At 37.6% G+C, this 26,282-nt stretch carries 27 protein-coding genes; 9 read left to right on the top strand and 18 right to left on the bottom strand.

The genetic code is table 11. The annotated features are described in order from the left end of the window. The first annotated feature begins 227 nt into the window (after positions 1 to 227). From HFU86_RS00370 to cysE, 4 genes are all read left to right on the top strand, one after another. On the top strand, positions 228 to 662 hold the full coding sequence (locus tag HFU86_RS00370; protein ID WP_230085095.1) for a rhodanese-like domain-containing protein: 435 nt from the start codon (positions 228 to 230) through the stop codon (positions 660 to 662). 73 nt (positions 663 to 735) lie between these two features. Beyond that, the gene (gene secB, locus HFU86_RS00365; RefSeq protein WP_006660561.1) at positions 736 to 1,203 is read left to right on the top strand and encodes a protein-export chaperone SecB; all 468 of its coding nucleotides are present in this window, start codon (positions 736 to 738) and stop codon (positions 1,201 to 1,203) included. A gap of 9 nt (positions 1,204 to 1,212) precedes the next feature. After that, positions 1,213 to 2,241, top strand: coding sequence for an NAD(P)H-dependent glycerol-3-phosphate dehydrogenase (gene gpsA, locus HFU86_RS00360; protein WP_187128490.1), 1,029 nt, complete (start codon positions 1,213 to 1,215; stop codon positions 2,239 to 2,241). A gap of 23 nt (positions 2,242 to 2,264) precedes the next feature. Next, positions 2,265 to 3,086: a serine O-acetyltransferase gene (gene cysE, locus HFU86_RS00355; RefSeq protein WP_036950776.1), complete on the top strand. Its 822-nt coding sequence runs from the start codon at positions 2,265 to 2,267 to the stop codon at positions 3,084 to 3,086. Between the two features lie 6 nt (positions 3,087 to 3,092). Here cysE and HFU86_RS00350 read toward each other — a convergent pair whose 3' ends face one another. From HFU86_RS00350 to cpxR, 18 genes are all read right to left on the bottom strand, one after another. After that, positions 3,093 to 3,353: a Txe/YoeB family addiction module toxin gene (locus HFU86_RS00350; protein WP_187128489.1), complete on the bottom strand. Its 261-nt coding sequence runs from the start codon at positions 3,351 to 3,353 to the stop codon at positions 3,093 to 3,095. Next, positions 3,346 to 3,600, bottom strand: a complete 255-nt coding sequence (locus HFU86_RS00345) for a type II toxin-antitoxin system Phd/YefM family antitoxin (protein WP_187128488.1) — start codon at positions 3,598 to 3,600, stop codon at positions 3,346 to 3,348. The genes HFU86_RS00350 and HFU86_RS00345 overlap by 8 nt, the downstream gene beginning before the upstream one ends. Positions 3,601 to 3,703: 103 nt before the next feature. After that, entirely contained in the window at positions 3,704 to 4,207 is a 504-nt protein-coding gene (gene trmL / locus HFU86_RS00340) for a tRNA (uridine(34)/cytosine(34)/5-carboxymethylaminomethyluridine(34)-2'-O)-methyltransferase TrmL (protein WP_187128487.1), read from the bottom strand. A gap of 121 nt (positions 4,208 to 4,328) precedes the next feature. Then, the gene (locus tag HFU86_RS00335) at positions 4,329 to 6,410 is read right to left on the bottom strand and encodes a polysaccharide biosynthesis tyrosine autokinase (protein ID WP_187128486.1); all 2,082 of its coding nucleotides are present in this window, start codon (positions 6,408 to 6,410) and stop codon (positions 4,329 to 4,331) included. Positions 6,411 to 6,459: 49 nt separating this feature from the next. Then, positions 6,460 to 6,888, bottom strand: coding sequence for a low molecular weight protein-tyrosine-phosphatase (locus HFU86_RS00330; protein WP_187129801.1), 429 nt, complete (start codon positions 6,886 to 6,888; stop codon positions 6,460 to 6,462). Positions 6,889 to 6,910: 22 nt separating this feature from the next. Beyond that, on the bottom strand, positions 6,911 to 8,029 hold the full coding sequence (locus HFU86_RS00325) for a polysaccharide export protein (RefSeq protein ID WP_442959151.1): 1,119 nt from the start codon (positions 8,027 to 8,029) through the stop codon (positions 6,911 to 6,913). A gap of 353 nt (positions 8,030 to 8,382) precedes the next feature. After that, positions 8,383 to 9,408 carry a UDP-glucose 4-epimerase GalE gene (gene galE / locus HFU86_RS00320; RefSeq protein WP_187129799.1) on the bottom strand — a complete coding sequence of 342 codons (1,026 nt, stop codon included), beginning with the start codon at positions 9,406 to 9,408 and terminating at the stop codon, positions 8,383 to 8,385. Between the two features lie 154 nt (positions 9,409 to 9,562). Next, on the bottom strand, positions 9,563 to 10,648 hold the full coding sequence (locus HFU86_RS00315; RefSeq protein WP_187128485.1) for a DUF1972 domain-containing protein: 1,086 nt from the start codon (positions 10,646 to 10,648) through the stop codon (positions 9,563 to 9,565). A gap of 16 nt (positions 10,649 to 10,664) precedes the next feature. Then, positions 10,665 to 11,768, bottom strand: coding sequence for a glycosyltransferase family 4 protein (locus HFU86_RS00310; protein ID WP_187128484.1), 1,104 nt, complete (start codon positions 11,766 to 11,768; stop codon positions 10,665 to 10,667). Beyond that, complete coding sequence (locus HFU86_RS00305; RefSeq protein ID WP_187128483.1) at positions 11,765 to 12,955, bottom strand: hypothetical protein; 1,191 nt, start codon at positions 12,953 to 12,955, stop codon at positions 11,765 to 11,767. Before HFU86_RS00305 ends, HFU86_RS00310 begins: the two co-directional genes overlap by 4 nt. Then, complete coding sequence (locus HFU86_RS00300) at positions 12,939 to 14,003, bottom strand: hypothetical protein (RefSeq protein WP_187128482.1); 1,065 nt, start codon at positions 14,001 to 14,003, stop codon at positions 12,939 to 12,941. The genes HFU86_RS00305 and HFU86_RS00300 overlap by 17 nt, the downstream gene beginning before the upstream one ends. A gap of 16 nt (positions 14,004 to 14,019) precedes the next feature. Next, the gene (locus HFU86_RS00295) at positions 14,020 to 15,105 is read right to left on the bottom strand and encodes a UDP-N-acetylmuramate dehydrogenase (RefSeq protein ID WP_187128481.1); all 1,086 of its coding nucleotides are present in this window, start codon (positions 15,103 to 15,105) and stop codon (positions 14,020 to 14,022) included. Next, positions 15,105 to 16,169, bottom strand: coding sequence for a polysaccharide pyruvyl transferase family protein (locus HFU86_RS00290; RefSeq protein ID WP_187128480.1), 1,065 nt, complete (start codon positions 16,167 to 16,169; stop codon positions 15,105 to 15,107). Before HFU86_RS00290 ends, HFU86_RS00295 begins: the two co-directional genes overlap by 1 nt. Next, the gene (rfbC, locus tag HFU86_RS00285; RefSeq protein WP_187128479.1) at positions 16,166 to 16,714 is read right to left on the bottom strand and encodes a dTDP-4-dehydrorhamnose 3,5-epimerase; all 549 of its coding nucleotides are present in this window, start codon (positions 16,712 to 16,714) and stop codon (positions 16,166 to 16,168) included. The genes HFU86_RS00290 and rfbC overlap by 4 nt, the downstream gene beginning before the upstream one ends. Beyond that, complete coding sequence (gene rfbA, locus HFU86_RS00280; RefSeq protein WP_187128478.1) at positions 16,711 to 17,592, bottom strand: glucose-1-phosphate thymidylyltransferase RfbA; 882 nt, start codon at positions 17,590 to 17,592, stop codon at positions 16,711 to 16,713. Before rfbA ends, rfbC begins: the two co-directional genes overlap by 4 nt. Before the next feature lie 23 nt (positions 17,593 to 17,615). Beyond that, positions 17,616 to 18,503, bottom strand: coding sequence for a dTDP-4-dehydrorhamnose reductase (rfbD, locus tag HFU86_RS00275; RefSeq protein ID WP_187128477.1), 888 nt, complete (start codon positions 18,501 to 18,503; stop codon positions 17,616 to 17,618). A gap of 980 nt (positions 18,504 to 19,483) precedes the next feature. After that, the gene (gene cpxA / locus HFU86_RS00270; protein WP_036950809.1) at positions 19,484 to 20,854 is read right to left on the bottom strand and encodes an envelope stress sensor histidine kinase CpxA; all 1,371 of its coding nucleotides are present in this window, start codon (positions 20,852 to 20,854) and stop codon (positions 19,484 to 19,486) included. After that, on the bottom strand, positions 20,851 to 21,549 hold the full coding sequence (cpxR, locus tag HFU86_RS00265; RefSeq protein ID WP_006660535.1) for an envelope stress response regulator transcription factor CpxR: 699 nt from the start codon (positions 21,547 to 21,549) through the stop codon (positions 20,851 to 20,853). The genes cpxA and cpxR overlap by 4 nt, the downstream gene beginning before the upstream one ends. A 151-nt stretch (positions 21,550 to 21,700) precedes the next feature. Between cpxR and HFU86_RS00260 the strand changes: the two genes are divergently transcribed. The 5 genes from HFU86_RS00260 to HFU86_RS00240 all read left to right on the top strand — a co-directional run bounded on the left by HFU86_RS00260 (position 21,701) and on the right by HFU86_RS00240 (position 25,968). After that, positions 21,701 to 22,261 (top strand): Spy/CpxP family protein refolding chaperone, encoded by a 561-nt coding sequence (locus tag HFU86_RS00260; protein WP_036950811.1) that lies wholly within the window; start codon positions 21,701 to 21,703, stop codon positions 22,259 to 22,261. A gap of 295 nt (positions 22,262 to 22,556) precedes the next feature. Further along, the gene (locus HFU86_RS00255; RefSeq protein WP_187128476.1) at positions 22,557 to 23,138 is read left to right on the top strand and encodes a HutD/Ves family protein; all 582 of its coding nucleotides are present in this window, start codon (positions 22,557 to 22,559) and stop codon (positions 23,136 to 23,138) included. A 254-nt stretch (positions 23,139 to 23,392) separates the two neighbouring features. After that, positions 23,393 to 24,148, top strand: coding sequence for a M48 family metallopeptidase (locus HFU86_RS00250; protein WP_036950820.1), 756 nt, complete (start codon positions 23,393 to 23,395; stop codon positions 24,146 to 24,148). A gap of 237 nt (positions 24,149 to 24,385) precedes the next feature. Further along, the gene (locus HFU86_RS00245) at positions 24,386 to 25,027 is read left to right on the top strand and encodes a lysophospholipid acyltransferase family protein (protein WP_187128475.1); all 642 of its coding nucleotides are present in this window, start codon (positions 24,386 to 24,388) and stop codon (positions 25,025 to 25,027) included. Continuing rightward, positions 25,024 to 25,968 (top strand): phosphatidate cytidylyltransferase, encoded by a 945-nt coding sequence (locus HFU86_RS00240; protein ID WP_036950825.1) that lies wholly within the window; start codon positions 25,024 to 25,026, stop codon positions 25,966 to 25,968. Before HFU86_RS00245 ends, HFU86_RS00240 begins: the two co-directional genes overlap by 4 nt. The last annotated feature ends 314 nt before the right edge of the window (positions 25,969 to 26,282 follow it).

Below are 26,282 nucleotides of genomic sequence, written 5' to 3'. Positions count from 1 at the left end.
AATTAATTTAGCGTCAAAGTCTAGTCTGAGCATGTTTATGTTAAAATGCCTGCGTACAGCTTTGAGAAAAAAATTCTTTTTTCAGTAAAAAGGTGTTAACTCTGCGAGTGTTTTCGCAAAAAAGACATTCTAGTTTGCGCTAACTGGCTGTAATTAGCTCAGCACAAAGGTATACTCTGAACCCTTTGATATTCGTTTTTAACTAACGGGAGTAATTGCCCCCCATGATCCAAGAAATCATGCAATTTGTCGGTCGTAACACGTTTGTTAGTCTGACTTGGATAGTGTTATTTGTTGCCGTGGTCGTGATGACCTTCAGAAGCCTATTCTCTAAAACTAAAGTCATTGCGCGCACTCAAGCGATTACAATGATCAATAAAGAAGAAGCAGTTGTTGTGGACTTACGTACTCGAGAAGAGTTCCGCAAAGGGCATATTATTGATTCTATTAACTTAACACCATCTGAAATTAAAGATAATAATTTGGGTGAGCTGGAAAAACATAAACAGAAATCTGTGATTATGGTTTCTGCTAGTGGAATGGAAGCAACTAAACCTGCTGAACAGCTTGCTCATCATGGCTTTGAAAAAGTCTTTGTCCTGAAAGAAGGGATCGCTGGTTGGGCGGGTGAAAACCTACCACTGGCTCGTGGTAAGAAGTAATTATCCGGCACTGTAAAATGTGCCGGCAACTGAATATATCTCGAAACTCTAATATGGAAGTAAGGTAATTATTATGTCAGAACAAAACAACTCAGAAATGGTATTTCAAATTCAACGTATCTACGCAAAAGACGTTTCATTTGAAGCACCTAATGCACCTCAAATCTTTCAAAAAGAGTGGCAGCCAGAGATCAAATTAGATTTAGATACTTCTTCAACTCAGCTAGCTGAAGGCGTGTATGAGGTTGTTCTGCGTGTGACAACTACCGCAACTCTGGGCGAAGAAACTGCATTTCTGTGTGAAGTTCAACAAGCGGGTGTGTTCTCCATTGATGGCATCGAAGGCACTCAAATGGCACATTGCTTAGGTGCATACTGCCCAAATATCCTGTTCCCATATGCGCGTGAAACTATCACGAACATGGTGGGTCGTGGTACTTTCCCACAATTGAACTTAGCGCCAGTTAACTTTGATGCACTGTTCATGAATTACTTACAGCAGCAACAAGGTGAACAAGCGCAGAACCCTGAAGTTCAATAAGGTCGCTTAATGAATACTGCTTCAATGACAGTGATCGGTGCCGGCTCGTACGGCACCGCTTTAGCCATTACTCTTGCACGTAATGGTCATCAGGTGGTGTTGTGGGGGCATGACCCAGCACACATCCGTAAATTAAACCAAGAACGTAGCAACCAAGCGTTTTTACCTGGTGTTTCTTTCCCTGATAGTTTATCTCTCGAAACGGACTTAAAAAGCGCCGTTGAAGCGAGCCTGAATATCTTGATTGTGGTACCTAGCCATGTATTTGGTGATGTGCTCAAGCAAATCAAACCGTATCTAAAAGCGGGCTCCCACATTATTTGGGCAACCAAAGGGTTAGAGAGAGATACCGGGCGTTTGTTGCAAGATGTAGCGCGTGAGGTATTAGGAAACGAAATTCCTCTGGCGGTGCTTTCTGGACCTACCTTCGCCAAAGAGCTTGCAGCTGGTCTCCCTACGGCTATTTCAGTCGCCGCATCCGATAGCCAATTTGGTGATGATTTACAAAAATTATTCCATTGCGGTAAAAGTTTCCGCGTCTATAAAAACCCTGACATGATTGGTGTGCAACTTGGTGGCGCAGTGAAAAACGTCATTGCGATTGGTGCAGGGATCTCCGATGGTATGGGCTTTGGTGCAAACGCACGTACGGCATTGATCACGCGAGGCTTAGCTGAAATGAGCCGCTTAGGTGTATCACTGGGCGCTGACCCATCCACATTTATGGGTATGGCAGGACTTGGCGACCTAGTGTTAACCTGCACTGACAACCAATCTCGTAACCGCCGTTTCGGCATGATGCTAGGTAATGGTGTCAGTGTGGAAGAGGCAGAAAAAGAGATTGGGCAAGTGGTTGAAGGCTATCGTAATACCAAAGAGGTGAAAGCCCTTGCGGAGCGTGCTGGTGTTGAAATGCCAATCACGGAACAGATTTATCAAATTCTCTACTGCAATAAAAATGTGTTAGAAGCCTCTCAAGCATTGCTTGGGCGTGCAACTAAAGATGAAATTGCAGACATGCCTAAATTACCAAGCTAATAATAATATAGAAGAGAGCCATTATGTCGCGTGAAGAACTGGATAGAATTTGGGGTTACATTAAGGAAGAAGCCAAGGCGCTTGCTGACTGTGAGCCTTTACTTGCCAGTTTTTTTAACGCGACATTACTGAAGCATGACAACCTCGGTAGTGCGCTTAGCTATATGTTGGCGAACAAGCTGAGTTCACCGATTATGCCCGCAATGGAAGTCCGCGAAATTGTGGAAGAGGCATATCGTAATGACGAGCAGATGATTTTTTCTGCGGCGATGGATCTTTCTGCTGTCCGTTTACGTGACCCTGCGGTTGATAAATATTCCACGCCACTGCTGTATTTGAAAGGTTTTCACGCCCTACAAGCCTATCGTATTGGGCATTGGTTATGGGGTGAAGGGCGTAAAGCGTTGGCCGTTTATCTGCAAAACCAAATTTCGGTCTCTTTTGGGGTCGATATCCATCCAGCTGCCCGTATTGGCTGTGGGATCATGCTCGACCACGCGACGGGGATCGTGATTGGTGAGACGGCGATTGTCGAAAATGATGTGTCTATTCTTCAGTCTGTTACGCTAGGCGGTACCGGTAAAACCTGTGGCGACCGTCATCCTAAAGTACGTGAAGGGGTGATGATTGGCGCTGGCGCTAAAATTCTGGGCAATATTGAAATTGGTCGCGGCGCAAAAATCGGTGCTGGCTCTGTAGTGCTGCACCCTGTTCCTCCTCATACCACCGTGGCGGGAGTTCCTGCGCGTATTGTCGGTAAGCCAACAAGCGATAAGCCATCGTTGGAGATGGATCAAAACTTTAATGGTAACGTTGATGGTTTTGAAGGCGGGGATGGGATTTAAATAAAGTTAGTAATGATAGCGACAGGCAATGATGACTAGTGCGGTATTTTCGATTGCATAAACTAGCCTATTCGTTTCATCTATTCTACGAGACCAGAAGCCAGCTAAGTTTTCTTTTAGTGGCTCTGGTTTACCTATACCGCTGAATGGCGTTCTTTTTATGTCTTCAATGAGTTTATTGATCCGCTTTAATGTCTTTTTATCTTGGCTTTGCCAGTATAGATAATCTTCCCAAGCTTGATCCGTCCATGTTAGAAGTCTACTCATTGATTAGCTTTCTCTCTGAAATCTTACCTGATTTAAATTGCTCGATGGATTTGTTGAGATGCTCTGCATTTGCAGGAGAGCGCAATAAATAAATAGTTTCCATTAAACTATTGTAGTATTCCAAGGACATAACTACAGCCGCTTCAGAATCACGGCGGGTTATAATCGTCGTATCCATATCATCAACAACTCTATCAAGCACTGCTTTCAAATTGCTTCTAGCATCACTAAAGGAAATGGTTTTCATTGTACGATACCTGTATTGTACTATTTATTGTACAAGTCTAGCAGCAACTTAAATGATGTTCAAGATTTGTTCTAAATCAAGCCAGCGGCATAAGCAAACTAAACTAATCTTTCAGCAGTGCACCCAGATACCCAAGCTGGCGCCAAGTTTCGAAAACTACAACGGCGACCGAGTTAGAAAGATTCATACTGCGGCTTTCTGCCAGCATCGGGATACGAATTTTCTGCTCGATTGGCATATTGTCGAGAACATAAGGCGGTAGACCGCGAGTTTCTGGTCCAAACATCAAATAATCATCTTCCCGATAGCTCACATTGCTGTGGCTCGGCTTGCCTTTGGTGGTCAACGCAAATACACGAGCACCTGTTGGCGACTGATTATTATCAGGATTTAACCCTTCACTTTCTAAGAATGCGTAATAGTCATGATGATGTTTGATATCCGCAAATTCGCTGTAATCTAGCCCTGCACGGCGTAAGCGTTTGTCATCCCAAGTAAAACCGAGGGGATGGATCAGGTGCAGACTAAAGCCTGTATTGGCGCATAAGCGGATGATATTCCCAGTATTTGGTGGGATTTCAGGTTCGAATAAAACAATATGTGGCATAACGTTAACGGCTATTGGTCGGGATGAAAAAAGATGATGCAGAGTTTACGCGCAAATTTGGAAAGATGCATTAGTTGTGTAGGTATGAGAGTGAAAGGCGAGCGGGTGGCTCGCCATTCGATTAATACTGGTAGACATAATGATAATCGTCAGATTTTTCATCAATGCCATTAAGAATGGTGCCAGTAATTTCAATATTATTTTGCTTGAAATGTTTAAGTGCGCGTTCAATTTCTTTAACGGTATTCACGCCATAATAGGCCACTAAGAGTGATGTGCCGGCATATTTTCCGATGATAGCGGGATCTGTAATCGCAAAAATGGGCGCAGTGTCCAACAAAACCATATCATATTGATGTTTAACTGAGTCCAATAAATGCTTAAATTGCTCGCTCATAAGCAGTTCTGAAGAGTGCGTGGTGCTTTTTCCTCGACTGATAATGTCCAAATTCTCAATAACTTGTTGATGTTTTGAGATGGAATCCTCGCCGTGTTGAGATAAGAATTCTGAAAGCCCAGATTTATTTTCTAACCCAAATGTTTTATGAATATGTCCTTTGCGTAAATCAGTATCAATAAGCAGAATTTTTTTACCTGCATTGGCGAGGACGACAGCCATATTCGCAGTAATAAAACTTTTTCCTACATTTGGGGATGCACTTGTCACCATTACAATATTATTGTCTTGATTCATCACAGAGAAATAGACACTTGTTCTTAATGAACGAATGGATTCTATTGCCATATCTGCTGGATTTTCAATGGATAGGGGCTTTTTACTTTCGCGATACCGTGATTTTTTTTCATCCAACGAGAATGGAACGGTGGCATAAACACGAAGGCCTAGCGCCTCGAGTTCTTCCGTGTTCTTAATTTTATTATTGAGAATCTCTTTTCCGATCACAAAGGCGCAGCCCATCACGAGACCCAATAAAGAGGCCAAAACCATGATTAAGCTTTTCTTGGGAGCGATGGCCATGGGGTAAGACTCCGCAGAGTCAATAATTCGCACATCGGCAGTGATCCCTGAATTCAGCACACTGAGTTCGCGTTGCTTGGTCACCAACTGATTATAAATAGCTTGCTCGGATTCAACATCACGAGTTAAACGAATAATTTGCTGCTGGGTGTTTGGTAGCTGTTGAATGTTTTTGCTGGCTTTTTCTTTCTCGAGTAGCAACTTTTGGCGTGTATCAAGTAAGGCTTGATAAGCCGGGTGGCTGCGGGTATATCGTTGTTGAAGCTCCACTTCTTTAAAAGTAAGCTCATTTAGCCTTTCTTCTACATGCAATGCACTCTCAAGCGCGGATTTGGCCTCTAGCGTTAGGTCAATGGACTCATTTTGTTTACGAAACGTATTTAACTGATTCTCATAATGGTCGAGCTTATTTTTTATTTTTGGTATGTAGTTATCTAGAAAAATCAACGTGTTGTTTGTAGCTAGCTTCCTATGTTCTCTATTTTGATTAATATAATTTTGAATCACATTATCTAAAATCTCGATATTTTCTCGCTGATTTGTCCCTTTAATTGTTAAGTTAATGATACCAGAGCCTTTACTGGCTTCATTCATACTGAGACGGCGTCGTAAATTTTCGATAGCAGAATAACGATCATTTTTTATTAAGGTCAGTTTTTCCCCACCTTGAGCGGTACATGAATCAATCAATAAGTGAATTTCACCTTGCTTTAAAGGGATGCCAATTTGCCCATGATAAGTTTGGTCCGTAAGGTCCAACGTATATTGGCAATTATCTAAAAAGGTTAAAGTAGCTGGTTGACCGATTAAATCTAGGGGTAGTTGATACTCTGCAATATGAACAACGGGAGTACTACTTAGAAATCTGGAGAATAACTTTGAAGGCAAAATCTGAATATCTAGATTCAAATCTGACACCGTTTTGCCTAACACCATTCTGGATTTAATGACTTCAATTTCTGAATCGATTTGCCCGTTATTGCCGCCAAAAAGCATTCCATCGTTCATTTTTTCTAATAGTGATGCTTGGTTTACTTTATCGTACTGTAATGTAGCATTCGCTTGGTAAATAGGAGAAGCGAGCCAGCAATATACTCCGGCACTTAAAATGGCGGCAATAGTAAACGTCGCTATCGTTAGCGTGTTAGATTTCAGTGTTTTTAATATAGCGAGTAAGTCGATTTCATCGGTGTTCGGCGAATGTTTTTTTTCTGTATTGTTCATATGGATAATGGGTTCATAGGATTAGTTTTCAAATAAGTTTAAATAGAGTCTAAATCTTTCCTTGCCACGACTCGGCTGCTTTTTCCATAAGCTGATAAACATGCACAAACATCTCCTCGCTATGTTTATAAGGATCTGGGATTTCGGTTTTATCCAGCCATTCACCGAATAACATGACTTTGCCTCGGGTTTGCGGAAATTGCCGATAAAGTTTTTGGGTATGAGTGTTTTCCATTACGAGGATCAAATCCGCCATCTGGCATAAATGCCCGGTCAAACGACGAGAACGATTCTCCTCCAAAGAAATGTGATGGTTTTTTGCTATATGGCGAGCTTGAGCATCAGCAGGTTGATTTTCCCGCGCAATCAGGCCTGCGGAGTGGATCTTTTTTTGGGGGAAAAGCCCCTGCATTAAACGCTCCGCAGTGGGTGACCGGCAAATGTTCCCCATGCACACGATAAGAATGTTATTTAACATAAGCATTTGATTAAAAATAAAATTACCATGCATAAATACGCTTAGTTCCTTCGGCAAGCTGGTTGTATGAGGCGATGGTTGGCAGTAATTGGGTGATTAAACGGTTCCACCGAACAACGGGCGCCGCTGTTACATAAACTAGGTCATAAGGTTGTAATTTAAATTCAGTTCCCATTACGAGTGACGTCGCATCAGAGAGGTCGAGTTGATAAATTTCTGCCATTTTAGAAAGAGGGTTTTCGTCTTCAGAACCTGCTATTGGTGCGGGTTTATGCATCGACCGGATGACAAAAATCCCTGTTGCACTCGCGGTTGTTTGGTTGAGCCCATTGGCTTTACTTAGTGCTTCAGTGATGCTCATGCCTGCTCGGTCGATGGTCAGTGTTGACGGTTTCCCCACTTCTCCCATCACAAAGACCTTTTGCGCATCATTACGGGGAACATAGAGAACATCGCCGGATAGCATTAAGTAGTTTTGGGTTAAATCACCGTATTGGACTAACGATTGCAGCGAGATTTTTATCTCTTTTCCCCCACGGGTGAGGATCACATTGTCCCAGTCCGCTTTTTCGGTTAACCCACCTGCGGTATTAAAGGCTTCCAAAATAGTAAGAGGGACATTGGTGATGGGCAAGGAACCCGGCTTAGTCACTTCGCCAGACACATAAATTTTTTGCGAACGAAAGGCTGCAATGTTGATATCGATTTGTGGTGCTTCAAGGTAAGCTGCTAGTCGGGTGCTGACTAATTTCCTGATTTCACTGATTGTTTTACCAAGAACGGAGACTTTTCCAATATAGGGATAATAAATGGTGCCATCCGCGTGAACCCAGTTTCCTGAATCCGCAGCGCTGCGATAGGAGCCTGCGGGGATAGTGAGCTCAGGGTGATTCCATACGGTAATTGCCAGCACATCCCCCACGCCAACACGATAGTCATAACTTGCTAGCTGCTCTTCAAGCTGAGGATTAGATTTGGCAATCACAGGGGTAATTTGCATTTCGCTTAGGAGCTTAGGGGAGATAGGGTAAATATCCACAAGTTGGTTGATATCTTGCTTACCAGTATCAATAGTCCTTTTTCCTGATGTGGAAATATAGGTTCCCGGGACGAGATGACACCCAGAAATTAGGATGCTCATTGTGATAGCCATGAGAAATTTACTGAACATGATAATAGCCCTAATCAGGATGGATAATGGTAATTTTTAGCAATCGAAGTTACACGACACAAAGTTAACTCGGGATAATAGTTCAGTTTTAAATAAAAAACCAAATAATTCATCCAAAAATCGATGTTATATAAAAATATAATAAAACAAAAAATGATATTGATGAGGTGGATGTTTTGTGAATGAGGGGTGGTTTGAGAAATAGACCAGAAACGAACTAGGGAGTGGGTAGGTTAATAGTGTGGTGAGAATAGAGTTTGAGGAGGTAAAAAATAAAAAGGCGAGCCGGTAGCTCGCCTAATTGATGCTATATCAAGGATGATTTAGCTTTGATAGCCGTTGGGGTTCATAGATTGCCAGCGCCATACATCATCAGCCATATCCTGAATGTTATATTTGGCTTTCCAACCAAGCTCGCGCTCTGCTTTTGCTGGAGTTGACCAATATTCAGCAATATCTCCTGCACGACGTTCAGCAATCTTATAAGGGATTGGCTTGCCAACGGCTTTTTCAAAAGCAACGATCACTTCCAGCACGCTGGTTCCGGTACCTGTACCCAGATTATAGATATAAAGCCCTGAGTCTTTATTCATATGATTTAACGCAGCAATATGTCCATCAGCTAAATCCATCACATGGATATAATCGCGAACGCCAGTGCCGTCTTTGGTGGCATAATCCCCGCCGAATACAGCAAGTTCTTTACGGCGACCGACAGCTACTTGCGCAATAAATGGGGTCAGGTTATTTGGGATCCCATTAGGGTCTTCACCCATCAAGCCAGAATTATGCGCACCAACTGGGTTGAAGTAGCGTAGTAAGGAAATTGACCATTCGTTATCTGAGATACTGAGGTCAGTTAAAATACGCTCAACCATATATTTACTCGTACCATATGGGCTATTGGTATTTCCGACAGAGGATTCTTCAGTTAACGGGGTATGTTCAGGTTCGCCATACACAGTCGCAGAGGAGCTAAAAATTAAGCTTTTAACACCAGCCTGACGCATGCTTTGCACTAAAACTAAGGTACCATTTACATTCACATCATAGTATTCAATCGGTTTTTCAACAGATTCACCTACCGCTTTTAACCCCGCGAAGTGGATTACTGAACTAATGGAATGCTGAGCAAAAATGGTGTCCAAAATGCTTTTGTCGCGCACATCACCTTGATAAAACGTCGGTTTAGTTCCCGTGATGGTTTCAATGCGATTAAGCACTTCAAGGTTGGCATTATGAAGATTATCTAAAATAATCGGCTGAATACCTTGTTGGATCATTTGCACGCAGGTATGGCTGCCGATATAGCCAAGACCGCCGGTGACTAATACACAAGAACTGCTCATGGTTTCTGGAATCATATGATTAGCCGGAATGATGTTACTCTCAGTTTTGAATGGATTTAAATCATGGATGGCATTAGAAGTAGACAGTTCATCCATTTTTAGTGGACGGATGAATTTAATAGGTTCATATAATTTATATTTCATTAAATAGATATTAATACAAATTCTCATATAGGGAGACTATTTTTGTCCATGTATATTGAGTGGAAGCAATTTTTTTCATTTCTTTTGAATTAACAATGAAGTCTTCAGTGGACGTAAACTTAATTATATTGTTTAATGATTCTGAATCGGAAAAATATAATGCCTTATTATCTGTTGAGTATCTATTAAAATTACAATCAAATGCTAAAATAGGTTTGCCAATATGCATGGCCTCAACTAGTGAAGGGTTTGTACCACCTGCAGAATGGCCATGTATATAACCGTTACAATTTATTCTATATTTAAATAAAGTGGTCAAGTCATATATTGGGCTAATTAACTCTATATTTTCATGTTGGGAATATTTATTATAAAGATTGCGGCCATACTCGGAATTCTGCCAGTTTCCTATGAATTTTATTTTTTTATTATTTTTAGAGAAAGCATCCAATATTAAAGATATATTATTTTCAGGTTCTATACGGCAGATAGAAAGATAGTAGTCTTCATTATTTAAAGTATTATCATTAGTAGAGTGATTATTATTAATAGTAGAGGTGAGAACGTGGTCACCCCCATATGCAATTACTTTAGATTGTATGCTATATTCATTTTTTACGTAATCTGCAATAGCTTGATTATCAGATATAATAATGTCAGAGTATTTGACTGCCAATCTTTCTGATAACTTTAAAAAGTACTTAGTAAATTTCCCCCATTTATTTCTTTTCCATTCCAGACCATCAATATTGGTTATTATTTTTGACTTTGAAATAAGTTTAAATAATGGAAGAAATATACATCCAGAAACTCCCAATATAAGAGTCACATCATTCTTTTTTTTCCAAGAATGTAGTAGTGATAAACCATCATAAAAAATACTCGATATACCATTGGCATTTAAAGGTATATAATTTAAACTTGCATTTTTATATTTCTTGTTTTTTTCAGGGTAATGCATAGATGAGCAATATATAGAATATGAAATATTCTTAGATTGATAATCTACTAAATTTTGAACTAGCGATTCAAAACCACCATAACAAGCTGGTAACCCTACGGTTCCGATAATACTTACTTTTTTATTCGTACTCATGAAATAACCTAAGGATTTAAGGATTTAAGGATTTAAGGATTTCCTTTCTATATATATCTAGACTAAATTTTTTACTTTGCAATGAAGCTTGTTTAGAATAGAATGAAAATTTGTCATTATCAAATATGTTTTTAATAAATTTGAATATATCTTCGCAGCTGAATTCATTAAAAAGATAACCAAAATCATGGCTAATTATCTCCTTGGGGCCACCATAGTTTGGAGCGATCGGTATACAGCCATTAGCCATACCTTCAACAAGAGTTAGACCGAAAGTCTCAATACATTTTTTATGGTCTGTAAGATTAATAACAAAACCACTATTTTGATATAACTTGATTATATTATCAGGCTTAAAAAAGGTATTGATATTATCAGGTAGGGATATTTTCTTCATTTCAATGAATTTTTTATAATCATTTTCATTAGAGTTTAATACAAGAGTAAAATAGAATGAGTAATTATTTTCATTGAAATATTTAGCAAGCATTATAAATCTATCTATACGCTTATAATCTACAAGGGAGGATAGCATTATAATTGAATTTTTACTTTTATTAGCTATATCAATAGAAACTAATTCAGGTGATATTGGATTATAAACTACATGTTGCTTCTTGTTTTTAAACTCACTTTCAAACATTAAATATTTTGAAACAAAGATAATCTCTCCAGATGTTAAACTGATTATTTTCTTCAAGAATAGTTTCAAAATATTAGGCTTAATATATGTTTCATGTATGTAGTGGAATACTTTTTTATGTTTTAATATGTAAACAGCGATACTGGCACCAAATGGTAACATTGTATTTATAATAACTGTAATATCACCATCGTTTCTTTTTCTTAACTTAGTGATTAGCAGAAAAGTATAAGAAAAAATTTTAATTTGAGAAACCAAGTAATCAAAAAGCTTAAGTGCTTTGTTAGCTTTAGGCTTATATTTAAATCGACACTCGCTACTCCAATTAATCTTGTTTAAAATTCCATTGCTATTGCTAGTTATCAGATGGAAATTAGAGTTTTTAGACTCTTCTTGCAGTGTAGATACAAGTTCTTTTAATACTCTAGGACTACCACTATAGTCATTGTAAAGATGAATAAAAATATAATGTTTCATTTTCTATTAAATAAATATAGGTAAGATGAGAATAATAAAATTTCAGTAGAGATAGTTGATATTATTAAAAAGTCAATTCCATATCTAGGTACATATATAATATTGAATGTAATATTTAAAAAAGCAACGCATGCCATAATGACTATTTTTTTGGGAGCTAGCTTTTCTGTATTTAAAGTTGTTGCTATAGGAATTGAGAATAATCTAAAAATACATGCTATTAGTAATAGTTGAAAAATATATATTGAGTCATTATATTTACCTGAAAATAATGTTTTAAATATGAAGTCAGAGATTGAAAATAAAAAAATAATAAGTAGAACACATAGTGAGTTATATATATAAATTGATTTGTTCTCTTTCTTTTTTTCATTGTATCCTATAGCTAAAAGGCGAGATAAAATATAACGGTTGGCGATTAGTGATGGAAAGTAATAAATGGCAGTTAATATTGTTATAACAATAGAGTAACTTGCTATAGTTGTAGGATCGAAATTAGCGCTTAATATAATTATATCAGATTGGTATATAAGCATATGTAAAAACGGAGCAATTGCTACCACACTAAGAGATGTGAAGGCGTTCTTATCCACCATAAGTAAGAAGTTTTTTATCGAGCGTGTTTTTCCAAATACAAAATAGTTTTTATATTTAAAAAATATAAAAAGCATAAAAAAAAGATGTATGATTAAAAATGAGATAATGATCTCATTTAAAGTCACAGTTCTATAGTAATAAAGAGCTATTGATAAGAATACTAGTCTAAATATATTTACACTATTAAAAATGAGAGACATTTCTAGAAATCTTTTTTCTACTTGCAATCTACCAACAATGTAAATAATAAAGAACTGAAAGACTACGATAGGAAATGCATAAATATAAGAAAGTTTATTTAATGCAATGGATATTATAATATATAATATTGTTAGAAAAGCATTGAATATAGTTCCAGCGAATAGGAAAACACCTATTTTTGACATTTCCCCCTTCACAAACAGCCTAGCTGTTTGAATGTCAATACCAACTCCTGCACTTGAAATAAAAATATTTAATAAAAAAATGAAACTAGAAAACTCACCGAATAAATATTTGGATTGATTTGCGAGGATAAAAGACAGGGAGTAAACAGATATAGTTCCTAATACTGAGTAAGCTAGAGATAAAAGATTATTTATTTTCTTCATTGCGATTGTGACTATAAAAATAGAAAACAAAGAGTATCTGGTAAAATGATGTTATCAAATACTCATGTGTCATTATAGGGTTAATGAAATAGTAAGAAAAAAATAAAAAAGTGATTTCATTTTTTTTTGCTTTCATTAAACTTAATAGTAATGGGATACCATAAAAAATATATACTAGTAAGCCTATAACACCAAAATGATAGAATATAAATAGATATCCATTTTCTATATAATTTTTATATATATTATACATAGGAAGATAAAACTCAATCTTGTTCCAAGAACCAAAAAGAATAGTTATTAAACTATCTGTATTTATTTGAGAGTATGCTCCAAAAAGTAGGTTTAAACGACTAATAATAGTCCTTAGGTTTATGTAGTCACTTAAATTATATATATATAGAAAAACAAGTAGAAATGATAAAAAAGATAAAAGAATGAGTTTCTTATTGGATTTCAAGAAAATTGTGATCAGAAAAGTAGAATAAGATGTTCGATTCAGTGACGATAAAATCGCTAAAACCCCTATGTATTTTTTTATTTTTTCTTTATTAAAGAAAAATACAATTAATCCTACGGATGCAAGAGCTTGTGGTGTACTATATATTCCGGTTGGAATAAGTAGACCATCATAACCTTTGGTATATTTGCTGTCTACAAACATAGAATAATCATGAAAAAATAGCCCATATAAGCATAATAAAAAACTAAGTAGTAATTGAATAAGCAAAGATAGTTTTACTGAATCAAAAACTATATGGCTTTTAGGTAGGGTAATTAAAAACATTAATTGTAAAAATATATTAATGACGGATAAGTCTAAATCTAAATACCTATCCTCTTTATTAATAACGGCTATTGTTAATAAAATTAAAAAATAAGATATTAAAATTAAAAATTTTCCGAGGCGAAGTTTGTTTGATTTAAAATGGAAAAAATGTAAAATTATTAAAGTAGTTAATGAGATATAAGATATCATACCTACTACTGATGCAGCTGAGCTCAATGTTAATAATAGAATATATATGTATTTTTGTAATGTAGCCATTTTATTTTATTTTATTTTATTTTATTTTATTTTTTATTTTTTCATTCTTAGATATAATTGAATTAAATTCATCGTAGTCTGGTTTGTTGATGATGCGAGATATAGAACTAAAAACTATCTCGTTCTCTAACTTAGCATCATCTCCAAGATGTAAAAACATTTCGAAATAATATTTTACAATGTCTATAGACTTATTGTTTCTATTAGTAAAGGTATTTATCGATTTATGCGAATAAATGTGTGGTGAGATTTTGTCTGTTATTAACTTTTGAGTTGCTAAGTTTTTTAACTTGTTTGATGGTGATTTTCTAAACCATCTTTTATATATTGGGTTATTAGATATAAGTTTTATCATAAATAAAATTATTTTATATAAGATATTTTTTTTACTAAATGAGTCATAAACATTAGTATCAGTTACAAACACGCTTCCGAGATTAGGGTATACCCATTCTTGATAGCTATGGCGAGCAATATGAAACATTTCTATTTTTTTTTCTGCTTGATGAATATCTCCTTTTTTTATTTTAAATTCAATATCTAAGATAATATAGTCTTTACTTTGAAAGATTGAGCTCCTCTTTTTGAAATCACAATTCTCTTTTGTGAGAGTAAAAAGATTTCCGTTATAATCACAACAGCGAACTCTTACTATAAGATCAGATATTAAATAACCATATGCTCCTGCATTTTGAAATACAGCTCCTCCAATACTTCCTGGAATACCCTCTAATCCTTCAAATCCAATACAACCATGTATAAGGCAGAGCCTAACAAATTTAGATAATTCTACACCTGAAGATACGGTAATACCGCTTTCATCGATACTGAAATCACTTAATAGAGAGGTATTAACAATACATCCGTAGTCAATAAAATCTAAAAATAGTAAATTTGTAGTTCCTCCACAAATTAAAAACTTGATTTTTAGTTTATTTAATTCCTGTATCAATAAAACTAATTGCTGTTTAGATATTGGTTGAATATAATAATCTACATTATTTCCAGTGCTTGAGTATGTAATATTTTTTAAGTTTAAATTTTTCCTATATGGAATTCTTTCTCGCTCAAGCATTTTCGCTAAATTTTTATTTTCTTCCATTATAAATGTTCCATTAGGATTCTTGTAGATAAGTTCTTTTCATTTTCTAATTTTTCATAGGAAATAGATTTCGTTAGGTTATTTATACATGCTTCATTATTTTTTGTAATGATTTTATGCAAGCCATCTACTTTGGATAATAGGCTAGTCATTCTATTTGAATGAATTCCATTATCTATATAAAGAAACTCTTTCTTAAAATTAATAGAAAAACACACGCCATGAAATGTATTTGTAATAATGTATTTGGCATTTTTGAATGCATTTAAGAAATCGATCGGACCTGCATTTCGTATATATTTATCTGAATTTATTTCACTATTGTACCAATTATTTATAACGATTACGGGTAAATTTAACTTGTTTTTTATTTGGTTTACTGTTTCTGTTAAATCTTTTGTTTTATTGTTATAATATACAAGTATATAATCTTTCTTAATAAAACTATCCGTAGTAAGCTTATTCCAAAAGCCTTCTGGTTGTATGAGTGTTGGATCTAATGTATTAAATACATCATGAGATGTAACCTCACTCAAATATGTTGCAGTATCTTGTTCTCGCACTGTTATACATGAATAACTGTCTATTAATTTATTAAATCTAGATAGTTGTTCATCATTATATCTATATGATCCAAGGCTAGCAGAGAATGCTATTTTTTTTGCATTAATGTTTTCAAAGAAATAATCGCCAAGTAGTTGATTATTGAATGAAATAATATTTGGGTTCCAAACTTGATCACTACCTGTGACGCAAAGGTCAATTTTTAAATCTGAGGTTTCTTTTAGTGTGACTTCATTAAAATTTTCGGTTATAAAATCCTTAAACTTATTTATCATTTGTTTTCTAGGATGATATCTACATAAATCCTTGAGAAATGCTTTAAAGGAGTATGTTCTTAATGCTGTAAATTGTCGTGAGATTTTTTTTGGACTGCTATTTAAAATGAATACACTATTCTGATGTTTTTGCTGCAAAAAGTAATTTAAGGAATATGCTTGGAATAATGCACCATAGTTATCAGCTTTGTAAATTGTTGATAATAATATGTTTTTATTTTTCATTGATTTTTATTGTCGTGAGTTAAGTTGGGAGAATTCAAGTCTTTTTTAGATAAGCTAATTTTAGTTGTTGTAGGCCACAAAATATTTAGAAAGCTGTCGTTCCAAATTATGCCTTTCTCAGACTCTATATTATAATAATTCGTTGTTTTATAAGCAAATTCAGCCTTTTCGCTTAATACTAAAAAACCATGAGCAAATCCTTCGGGAATCCATAGCTGACGCTTATTTTCTGATGATAGATTAACTCCTACCCATTTACCAAATGTCGTTGAATTCTTTCGAATATCAACGGCGACATCAAATACTTCGCCAACAATACATCTTACTAATTTTCCTTGGGAATAAGGTTCTTCTTGATAATGTAATCCTCTGAGCACACCTTTTACTGATTTTGAGTGATTATCTTGTACAAAGTTTACAGGATAGCCTACAGCTTCATCGAATTGTTTTTGATTAAAACTTTCAAAGAAAAAACCTCGTTCATCCTCAAAAACTCTAGGCTCAATAATTAAAACATCTGGAATCTCTGTTGTAATAATTTTCATTTGTTTTTTACCATCTTAAGTAAATATTGACCGTATGAATTTTTGGATAAGGGCTTTGCCAGCTTTTTAACATCATCAGTTGTAATAAAATTTTTTCTGTAAGCAATTTCCTCAGGGCAAGCAACTTTTAAACCCTGGCGTTCTTCTAATGTTTGGATAAAATTGCCTGCATCAATTAAGCTTTGGTGTGTGCCTGTATCTAACCATGCATAACCGCGACCCATTATTGCGACTGATAAGTTGCCTTGTTCAAGATAAAGACGGTTAATATCAGTGATTTCTAACTCACCACGTTCTGATGGCTTAAGGTTTTTTGCAAGCTGAATGACGCTGTTATCGTAAAAATATAGGCCAGTAACCGCATAATTACTTTTAGGTTTTTTAGGTTTTTCTTCTAATGAGATAGCGGTACCAGTATGATCAAATTCAACAACACCATAACGTTCTGGGTCATTTACATGGTAAGCAAAAACAGTGGCGCCCGATTCTTTCTTAGTTGCTTTTTCTAGTTGATTTTGTAAATCATGCCCGTAGAAAATATTGTCACCAAGAATGAGGGCACAATTATCATCACCAATAAACTCTTCACCAATAATAAAAGCTTGTGCAAGTCCATCAGGACTTTCTTGTACTTTATACTTTAAATTCAATCCCCATTGACTGCCATCACCTAATAACTGTTGAAAGCGAGGTGTATCTAGCGGCGTACTAATAATTAATATATCTCGAATGCCAGCTAACATTAGTGTGCTTAATGGATAATAAATCATTGGTTTATCATAAACCGGTAACAATTGTTTACTTACTGCCATCGTTACTGGATATAAACGAGTTCCTGAGCCACCTGCTAAAATAATACCTTTATATGTCTTTTCCATTTTTATGTTCTACAAATTTTTATTTAAATTGATAATTCTTTGATTAAGCGTTTAACACCTAACTCCCAATTTGGTAATTCAGCATTGAATGTTATTTTAAATTTGGTGTTATTCATTTTTGAATTATATGGGCGTTTGGCGGGGAGGGGGTAGTCGATTGCGGGAATAGCGTTTAATTCCTTCAGTGCTAATTCGATTCCATTTTTTCTTGCTTCTTTAGTAACTAAGTTAGCGTATTGATACCAATTAGTTGATCCAGAGGAGACTAAATGGTAGATGCCACATTTACTTTTATCTTTTAAAGTTTGGGTTAATGCAATAGCTGTACAATCTGCGATTAACTCAGCATTAGTTGGAGCTCCATATTGATCATTAATAACTGATAGCTTTTCTTTCGTTTTGGCTAAATTAAGAATTGTTTTTGCGAAATTATTACCGAAGGTAGAGTAAACCCAACTAGTTCTAAAGATTAGATGATTAGAACAATATTGTTGAATGTGTTGTTCTCCGTCTAACTTAGTTTGTCCATAGGTATTTAGTGCCGCAGTTTTATCGTCCTCTTGCCGAAAATGTTCACCTTCTCCAGAAAAAACATAGTCAGTTGAGTAATGAATTAAAATAGCATTAATTTTTTCAGCTGATTTAGCTAAAGTCTTTACTGCTTCACTATTAATTAATCTTGATAATTCAGGCTCATTTTCTGCTTTATCTACGGCGGTATATGCAGCAGCATTAACAATAACATCAGGCTTTAACAGTTCTACTGTTTTAGCAAGCCCATCAAGATTGGATAAGTCGCCACAATAATTTTTCGAATGGCGGTCTAAAGCAATCAATTCACCTAATGGGGATAATGCTCGCTGTAATTCCCACCCAACTTGACCATTCTTACCAAGTAGAAGAATCTTCATTTATTTCTATTCCAATATTTTCGAAAAAATAAATCCCTATTTGGGAATTTTTTAATATTCATTAATATATCCATGAGTCTAACGGAGTTAATTATTTAATAATGAAAACTTGATCTACTCTTCTAGTAATCTGTATGAGTAATATAAAAATTATGTCAGTAAGACTTGAATAAATATTTTCAATAGAACGTAAGATATATAATATTTCAAAAAACCCATAGCTACCGCACTGGGTTATCGGGTCCCAGAGCGCCATTGAATTTCAGAATTTAGTGTTTATTAATTGAAAATACTGCATTTTTTGCATGATTGCTCAATTAATAAACACTGCTTATGATAGCCTTCCCATATAGGTTGACTCGTGCCGTAAGCACAATCAATCAAAAGCCCTTAATAATAGCACTAAAGTATCAGAGTGACTATCGGTGTGAGGCGCCTAAAAATCGCTACTTTACCAGTAATCTTCTGATCACCTTTTTGAAACCATTAAGTGAGTTATTAGTATATAGTTCTATCAAAAATTGTTAATTTCACATTGGGTGGTATATTGGTTTGAATGGCATCTATACTTAGGGGCTAACCTAATAGTCAAGAAAAAGCATGTATACGGCTAGATAGTATAAAAAATAATGATAATCACAGCTGTAACTTGATGTATGTTATTAATATATAAATAGATCACGCCCATGCGGCGTAGAAAAAGGTAATTACTCGAATAACGATATAATCAATGAAATATAATATTTATAAGAATTGTCTGAGCTATTTCTTACTTACAAGTATATGTGGTAAACGCGTATAGGCAAATATCATTAAATGTTTGAGATACTAATTTCATCACTGTTTGTGAATATGAATAAGTTAATTATCAGGCAGGTTGAGTTTGGTAGGGAATATTCGGCGAAATAAGATAGGAATATATGGCTGATATATAAAAAGGTCTTTGGCATATAAGCACCAAAGACCTTCATAATGTAAGATTAGCGACCGTGTTCTGGCAGCCAAATCTGTAGGCGTAATCCACCTAGCGGGCTGTCGTCAGCTTTTACCCAGCCTTTATGTTGGGAAATCGCTGTTTCCACAATTGCTAAGCCAAGCCCGGTACCTCCGGTTTCTCTGTCGCGAGCTTCATCGGTGCGATAGAAAGGTCGGAAGATATGCTCGCGGTCAGCAGGGCTAACACCCGGGCCATCATCGTCGACAGTAATCAAAATACCGTTATTTTCTTCTTTGAAATCAACCGCAATATGGGTGTTTGAGTAGCGCAGTGCGTTACGCACTATGTTTTCAAATGCACTACCAATGGCGGATGGATTGCAATATAACGGCCATGAACCAGGGTGCGACGTGACATCCAGCGTTTTGTTCATTTGCTCCGCTTCGAAGCTTGCATCATCCAGAATATCTCCCCATAACTCATCGGCTTTGATGTGTTCGCGAAGAATCTCATTCTTATGCTGACTGCGAGAAAGCACCAGCAAATCATTGATCATGCTATCTAAACGGTGAGTTTCTGTCTCGATGCGCTCCAGTTCTTTACTCTCACCATGGCGGCGACGTAATAATGCCGTCGCTAGCTGTAATCGTGTGAGTGGGGTGCGCAACTCGTGAGATATGTCAGAAATCAATCGCTGCTGGGCGGTGACCATGCCATCTAATGCACTGATCATCTGGTTAAAACTGTTACCCGTCGATAAGAATTCTTGGGGACCCGATTCTAGCTCTGGGTGTGGGCGCAAGTTACCTTTTGCCACATCGTCCGCCGCCATTTTTAATTTACGGGCAGGGCGAGCCAAGCTCCATGATAGCCATAACAACAGTGGTGCGCTGATTAACATGGTGGCAATCAAGAGTAAAAACGGTCGGTCAAACAAGAGGTTAATAAAGTCTGACTGTGGGCTGCTTGCCGGGCGAACTAAATAGAGTTGGTAGTGATCTTCACCGTCACGAATAGAAAATGGACCTAGAATTTCTGCGCGTCCGTACTTTTTCTTTTTCGGATGGTCGGCATTATCGGATTGACCAATAAAGTTGCGGATCACCTGCATTTCACTCGGCATCGCACCAATCACGCGGCCTTCACTGGTCACGATAATCAGCCGTTGCCCTGGGGGCGCCCATTTTTTGATGGCGTTGGAAATCCGTCGCCACCAAAGTAGGTCGTTCATTGGAGCTTGCGCGAGTTCGGCTTCGATGTGTTGCTCAAGCATCTCCCCTTGGCGTTGCTCACTTTCCATCAGGACGGTGAGCTGCCGAGAGTCGAGCTTAGGCACCATCAGCACTAGCATTAATACTAGTGCGAGGGTAAACCAGAAAATCGCAAATATTCGAGCTGTTAAGCTGTTGATCATGTGGCAGAAACCATCAAGTAACCGCGTCCACGCAAGGTTTTAAACCAAGGTTGACCATCGGTGCGTTCTGGAAGTTTGCGGCGCAAGTTTGAAATATGCATATCAATCGCACGGTCAAATGGCGTGAGGCGCTTACCCAAAACTTCTTGGCTTAAATGCTCTCTTGAAACCACTTGCCCTAAATGCTGGGCTAATAGATAGAGCAAAGTAAACTCGGTGCCGGTTAAATCAAGGATTTCGTTGTCGAAGCTGGCTTCTTGACGACCTGGGTTGAGCTGTAATTTGTCCACTTGTAAGGTTGGGGTGTTGCTGTTGTCCCCTTGAGTTTGCTCGCTCCAGTTTGAGCGGCGCAGTAACGCACGAATCCGCGCTACTAACTCCCTATCGTTAAATGGTTTTGGTAAATAGTCATCGGCACCGAGCTCTAAGCCCAGTACTTTATCTAATTCACTGCCACGCGCCGTTAACATAATGACGGGTGTTTGGTGAATTTGGCGTAACTCTTTTAATGTCTCAATACCGTTTTTCTTCGGCATCATGACGTCGAGTAATAATAGGTCAATGGATGAATCGATTTGCTGTAATGCTTGCTCACCGTCATAAGCGATGACAACATTGAAACCTTCCATTTCCAGCAGTTCTTTTAAAAGCGACGTGAGTTCACGGTCGTCATCAACTAATAGGATTTTATGCATTAATTAAGTCCTCCAACTGCCAAAATACGATAACAATCTTCACGTTTCCATGACTTTACGTTCTTTTACATGCTCTGACGCTAGTTTGCAGCCGACCGCGTATATTTAACTCCATTGAATCACGAGCATCGTTCGGAGACAAGGTATCTAAATGCAAAGAATAGTACACAGAACAAAACACAGTTCAGTACATAAAACAGCCGCATACGTTTTAGCTTCTGCATTTGTTTTCGGGCCAGTCGCTGCGTTTGGTGAAGCATCTGAAAGTAGTGTTAATGATGAACCATCATTAGTGCTTCAAATGCAACCGGACCAGCCACTACAAACCACACATATTGCTATTCAGTTTCAGATCCCTGAATCATTAAATAGCGACGAACGTGCCAGTGAATTTATGTTTAATGGTATCACGTTGAGTGAGAAACAGCGCCAACAGCTTCGTGACTTGATGGCTACCCAGCGCCACCGTCATGGTGAAAATGTTGCCTCAATACAAGAACGTGAGTCATTACACAAACTTATTATAGCGGATCGCTTTGATGATAAAGCTGTCCGAGCGCAACTTGAGAAACAATTGCAAAAAGAACTGGATGAACGCGTTGAGATGGCTCGTATCCATCACGAGCTTTACCAGTTACTGACGCCAGAGCAAAAGGCGCAGCTTGAGCAAATTAATCAGCATAAGTTCGCTGAATATCAAGTTATGCAGTAGAGATTCCTAGTAGTGAGTGTAGTTGAGTTTTTTAAAGCCTGTAGTTGAGTTTCTAAGCTGTATCGTTGAGTTTCGAAGTAAGTAGTGAAGTAGCAATAACTGAAGTTTTTCCTTGCCATAGACACCATCCCTGTCTTTATAGCCCCTTTTTAAGGGGCTTTTTTTTATTTATCAATTTAACGACAACTTTAGATTGTCTATACATTCACTTTCCACGTACTATCTCTATTTCCAGCGATTATTCCGAACACTTGCAAAATAGATTTTCACACATCCAAAGAGGTCATATTGCGCCATGATCCAGAAACTTACTGCTCACGATTATAAAAAAATGCCTTGGAAAAATGGGCAAGGATTTACGTTAGAACTCGCAAGAAGCCACGGCGAAGGGCTAGAAAATTTTGACTGGCGAGTGTCGATTGCAGACGTAAAATCCGCTGGCTCATTTTCTTTCTTCCCAAATAAACAGCGCATTATTGGCGTATTGGAAGGCTCCGGGATTGTACTGCAGATAGATAAAAACCCGCCAGTTTCTTTATTACAAAAGCAATTTCACGCCTTTAATGGTGAAAGTGATGTGTATGCCGAATTAATCAATGAAGCCATCCGCGATTTTAATTTGATTTACAACCCTGAAAAGTATTCAGCTCGGCTGCAGTGGGTATCTTGTGAGTCAGCAAACTCGTGGATCAGTAATGGAAACTGTGTGCTGATTTTTAACTTACAGGGCAAGTTAGAATTGCAGGTAGATGGGCAGCACTCAGTCTTAAATGATTTTGAAACCCTATTGGTCGAAAAAACAGGTGCTCCTACGCAATATATTGCTTCTCCTGAGCGTCATGGGGACTTTTGTGTGATTGAGTTATTCGAAAGATAACGCTACAAAGCCATTTAAGTCATTTTAGAGTGATTTAACTCAGTCAAATCGCGACTATTTAGTTAGCGGATAATTCTGATAATTTCACTCTTTGGACAAAATTGTTATCAAATTCATAGATTGCTTATTTAATGGCTTTATTCTTATTGTGATTTTAAACAGAATCTTTAGGCTATATCTCCGAATCGTTATTAGAACGAGAATGGTTTATTAAAAACAGTAATATAATTTTTGTAGCAAGGAAAAAAAAGAAGATGAAAATGAAGGCGCTTGTTGCGGTCGCAGTTTCTGCGGTCATTATGACTGGCTGTAAGAGTATGGACACTGGGCTGATGACCAACTCTGGAATGCAATTATTCCAAGCTGCAACATTATCTGATGCAGATGTTAAAAAATTCAGTGATGACGCTTGTAAAGAGATGGATGCAGAAAACAAAATTGCTCCAGCTTCAAGCAAATATACTCAACGCTTAAACAAAATTGCTAAAGCTCTGGGTAACGAAGTTGACGGTACTCCGGTTAACTATAAAGTTTATATGACCAAAGATGTGAACGCATGGGCAATGGCAAATGGCTGTGTACGTGTTTACAGTGGTCTGATGGACATCATGAACGACAACGAAGTTGAAGGCGTTCTGGGTCACGAGATGGGTCACGTTGCTTTAGGTCATACCCGTAAAGCAATGCAAGTTGCTTATGCAGCAGTTGCAGCACGTACTGCGGCAGCGGCAACAGGTAACGATGTTGCGACTCAATTAAGTTCTTCACAATTAGGTGAGCTGGGTCAAAAACTGGTTAATTCTCAGTTCTCTCAACACCAAGAAAGCCAAGCAGATGATTTCTCTTATGATCTGCTGAAAAAACGTGGTGTGGATACTAAAGGCTTAGTGACTGGTTTTGACAAATTAGCAAAACTGGGCAGCAAAGAAACTAGCATGTTTGATTCTCACCCACCGTCAGATGAGCGTGCACAACATATCCGTGACCGTATCGCTGCAGATAAAAAATAATTTTTATCTTGAATGATATTAATGGGGAAGCTAAGGCTTCCCTATTTTTTATCTAACATCTGAGTTTTATATATAACCTGCACTTTATCTTAATTCTGGTGGTGAAAATAAAGTCACAAATCAGAACTTATCCAGTTGTGCTCTTGTTCGACGCTGCATATCTTATTAAGCAAATACGATTAAGAATTTTTTTTATCATTGTTTTATTTGTGCTCGATAAGAGAGCAAGGAAAAAAGATGGAAAAAACACAGCGAGTTTCTCTACTGGCGAAAGGAATGGGAATGCTGTTGTCCGGTACTTGTCGTTTATTAACAGGTGTCCGTACACGTTGGGTCGGATGCCAACCGGCTATTACCCCCCGCATCTACTATGCTAACCACTCAAGCCATCTTGACGGGTTGGTTATCTGGTCAGGGCTACCTCCTTTAATGCGCCATTTTGTTCACCCTGTTGCCGCCAAAGATTATTGGGATGGCACGCCGTTTCGCCGATACCTCGTCAATAAAGTGTTTAGAGCCGTCTTGGTTGATAGAAAAGGGGACAAACCTGCCAAAGAGTCTGTACTTGGGCCACTAGAAGCGGTGCTTGCTGCAAACCATTCATTAATTTTATTTCCAGAGGGAACTCGGGGAGATGGCGAGGAACTGGGTAGCTTCAAAAGTGGGATTTATCATTTAGCGAAAAAATATCCTAATGTTGAAGTCATCCCGGTGTATTTGGAAAATTTAAATCGCGTGCTACCGAAAGGAACAAAGCTCGTGGTTCCAGTTATCTGTTCAGCAACGGTTGGGAAGCCACTACCCCCACTGACAGAAGATGAAAATAAGGCGGATTTTTTGCAAAGAGCGAAAGTTGCACTTGAGGAGATGATGCCATGAGTCTTTGGGATCGTGAATTAGCACTGCTGTTATCTGGTGTCTTCGGTATTTTGATGGTCGCCAGCGTAATAGGCGGTATTCTGGCATACCGTTATTCAGGGGAAAAAAGTAACCCAACCATTGATAACTTAAATGCGCGCATTCGTGCTTGGTGGGTTATGTGCATCGTCTGCGTTTTGGCGGTAGTGCTTGGGAATATTGGGGTCGTGATCCTGTTTGCGTTGATCTCTTTCTTTGCATTAAGGGAATTTATTACGCTAGCACCGACTCGCCGTAGCGACCATGAAGCATTATTTTGGTGTTTTTTCGTCTTCCTTCCTCTGCAATATGTGCTGGTTGGGATTGAGTGGTATGGGATGTTCTCGATTTTTGTGCCCGTGTTTGTCTTCTTGTTTTTACCGACGCGAATCGCGTTGGCGGGGGATACTTACCACTTCCTCGAACGTACGGCGAAAATACAGTGGGGTATGTTGGTCACGGTATTCTGCTTGAGCCACGTACCGGCATTATTGATGCTGAATATTGAAGGTTACCAAGGGGAAAACGTTAAGCTGCTGCTGTTCTTAATTGTGGTCACGCAAATCTCTGATGTGCTGCAATATGTTTTTGGTAAGTTACTTGGCAAACACCCTATTGTGCCTAAGCTTAGCCCAAATAAAACCGTCGAAGGATTTATCGGCGGCATATTAACTTCAGTGCTGATTGGTATCTGTTTGTACTGGGTGACGCCATTTAGTTGGTGGGCGGCAGGGTTAATGTCACTGGCGATTACGTTAATGGGCTTTGTCGGTGGGTTGTGTATGTCTGCAATTAAGCGCGACAGCGGGATCAAAGACTTTGGGGCCATCATTGAAGGACATGGCGGAATGTTAGATAGAATTGATTCTCTCTGTTTTGCTGCACCAATTTTCTTCCACCTAACGCGTTATTTTTATACCTAATAGACTGTTATAAATAGATTTTTCTATTTTTCATCAACCACAGAAGCACCTTAGGGTGCTTTTTTTATAGGAAAATGCCCCGCATCTTGCAATGATGGGGTCGTGCTGAGATTAACATGCTATCATCGAGACTTAATTTGTACTTCGAAGTAAGATGATTACGTTGAGTGGGTTGGTTTTCGTCATTTGAGCTAAAATTATGTAATCGAGATCACAAGAAAACATAAAAGTTGGCGAGAAAACCCATGCATAATCCTGGCTTTGTCGTATTATTTCGCTTGTTGAATCAATTCAGCAAAAATTATTGGCTGAGT

The sequence above is a fragment of the Providencia sp. JUb39 genome, assembly GCF_012272845.1.
Taxonomy (GTDB): domain Bacteria; phylum Pseudomonadota; class Gammaproteobacteria; order Enterobacterales; family Enterobacteriaceae; genus Providencia; species Providencia lanzhouensis.
The sequence above is the reverse complement of the archived record's forward strand: the minus strand, read 5'-3'. Positions and strand labels throughout refer to the sequence as shown.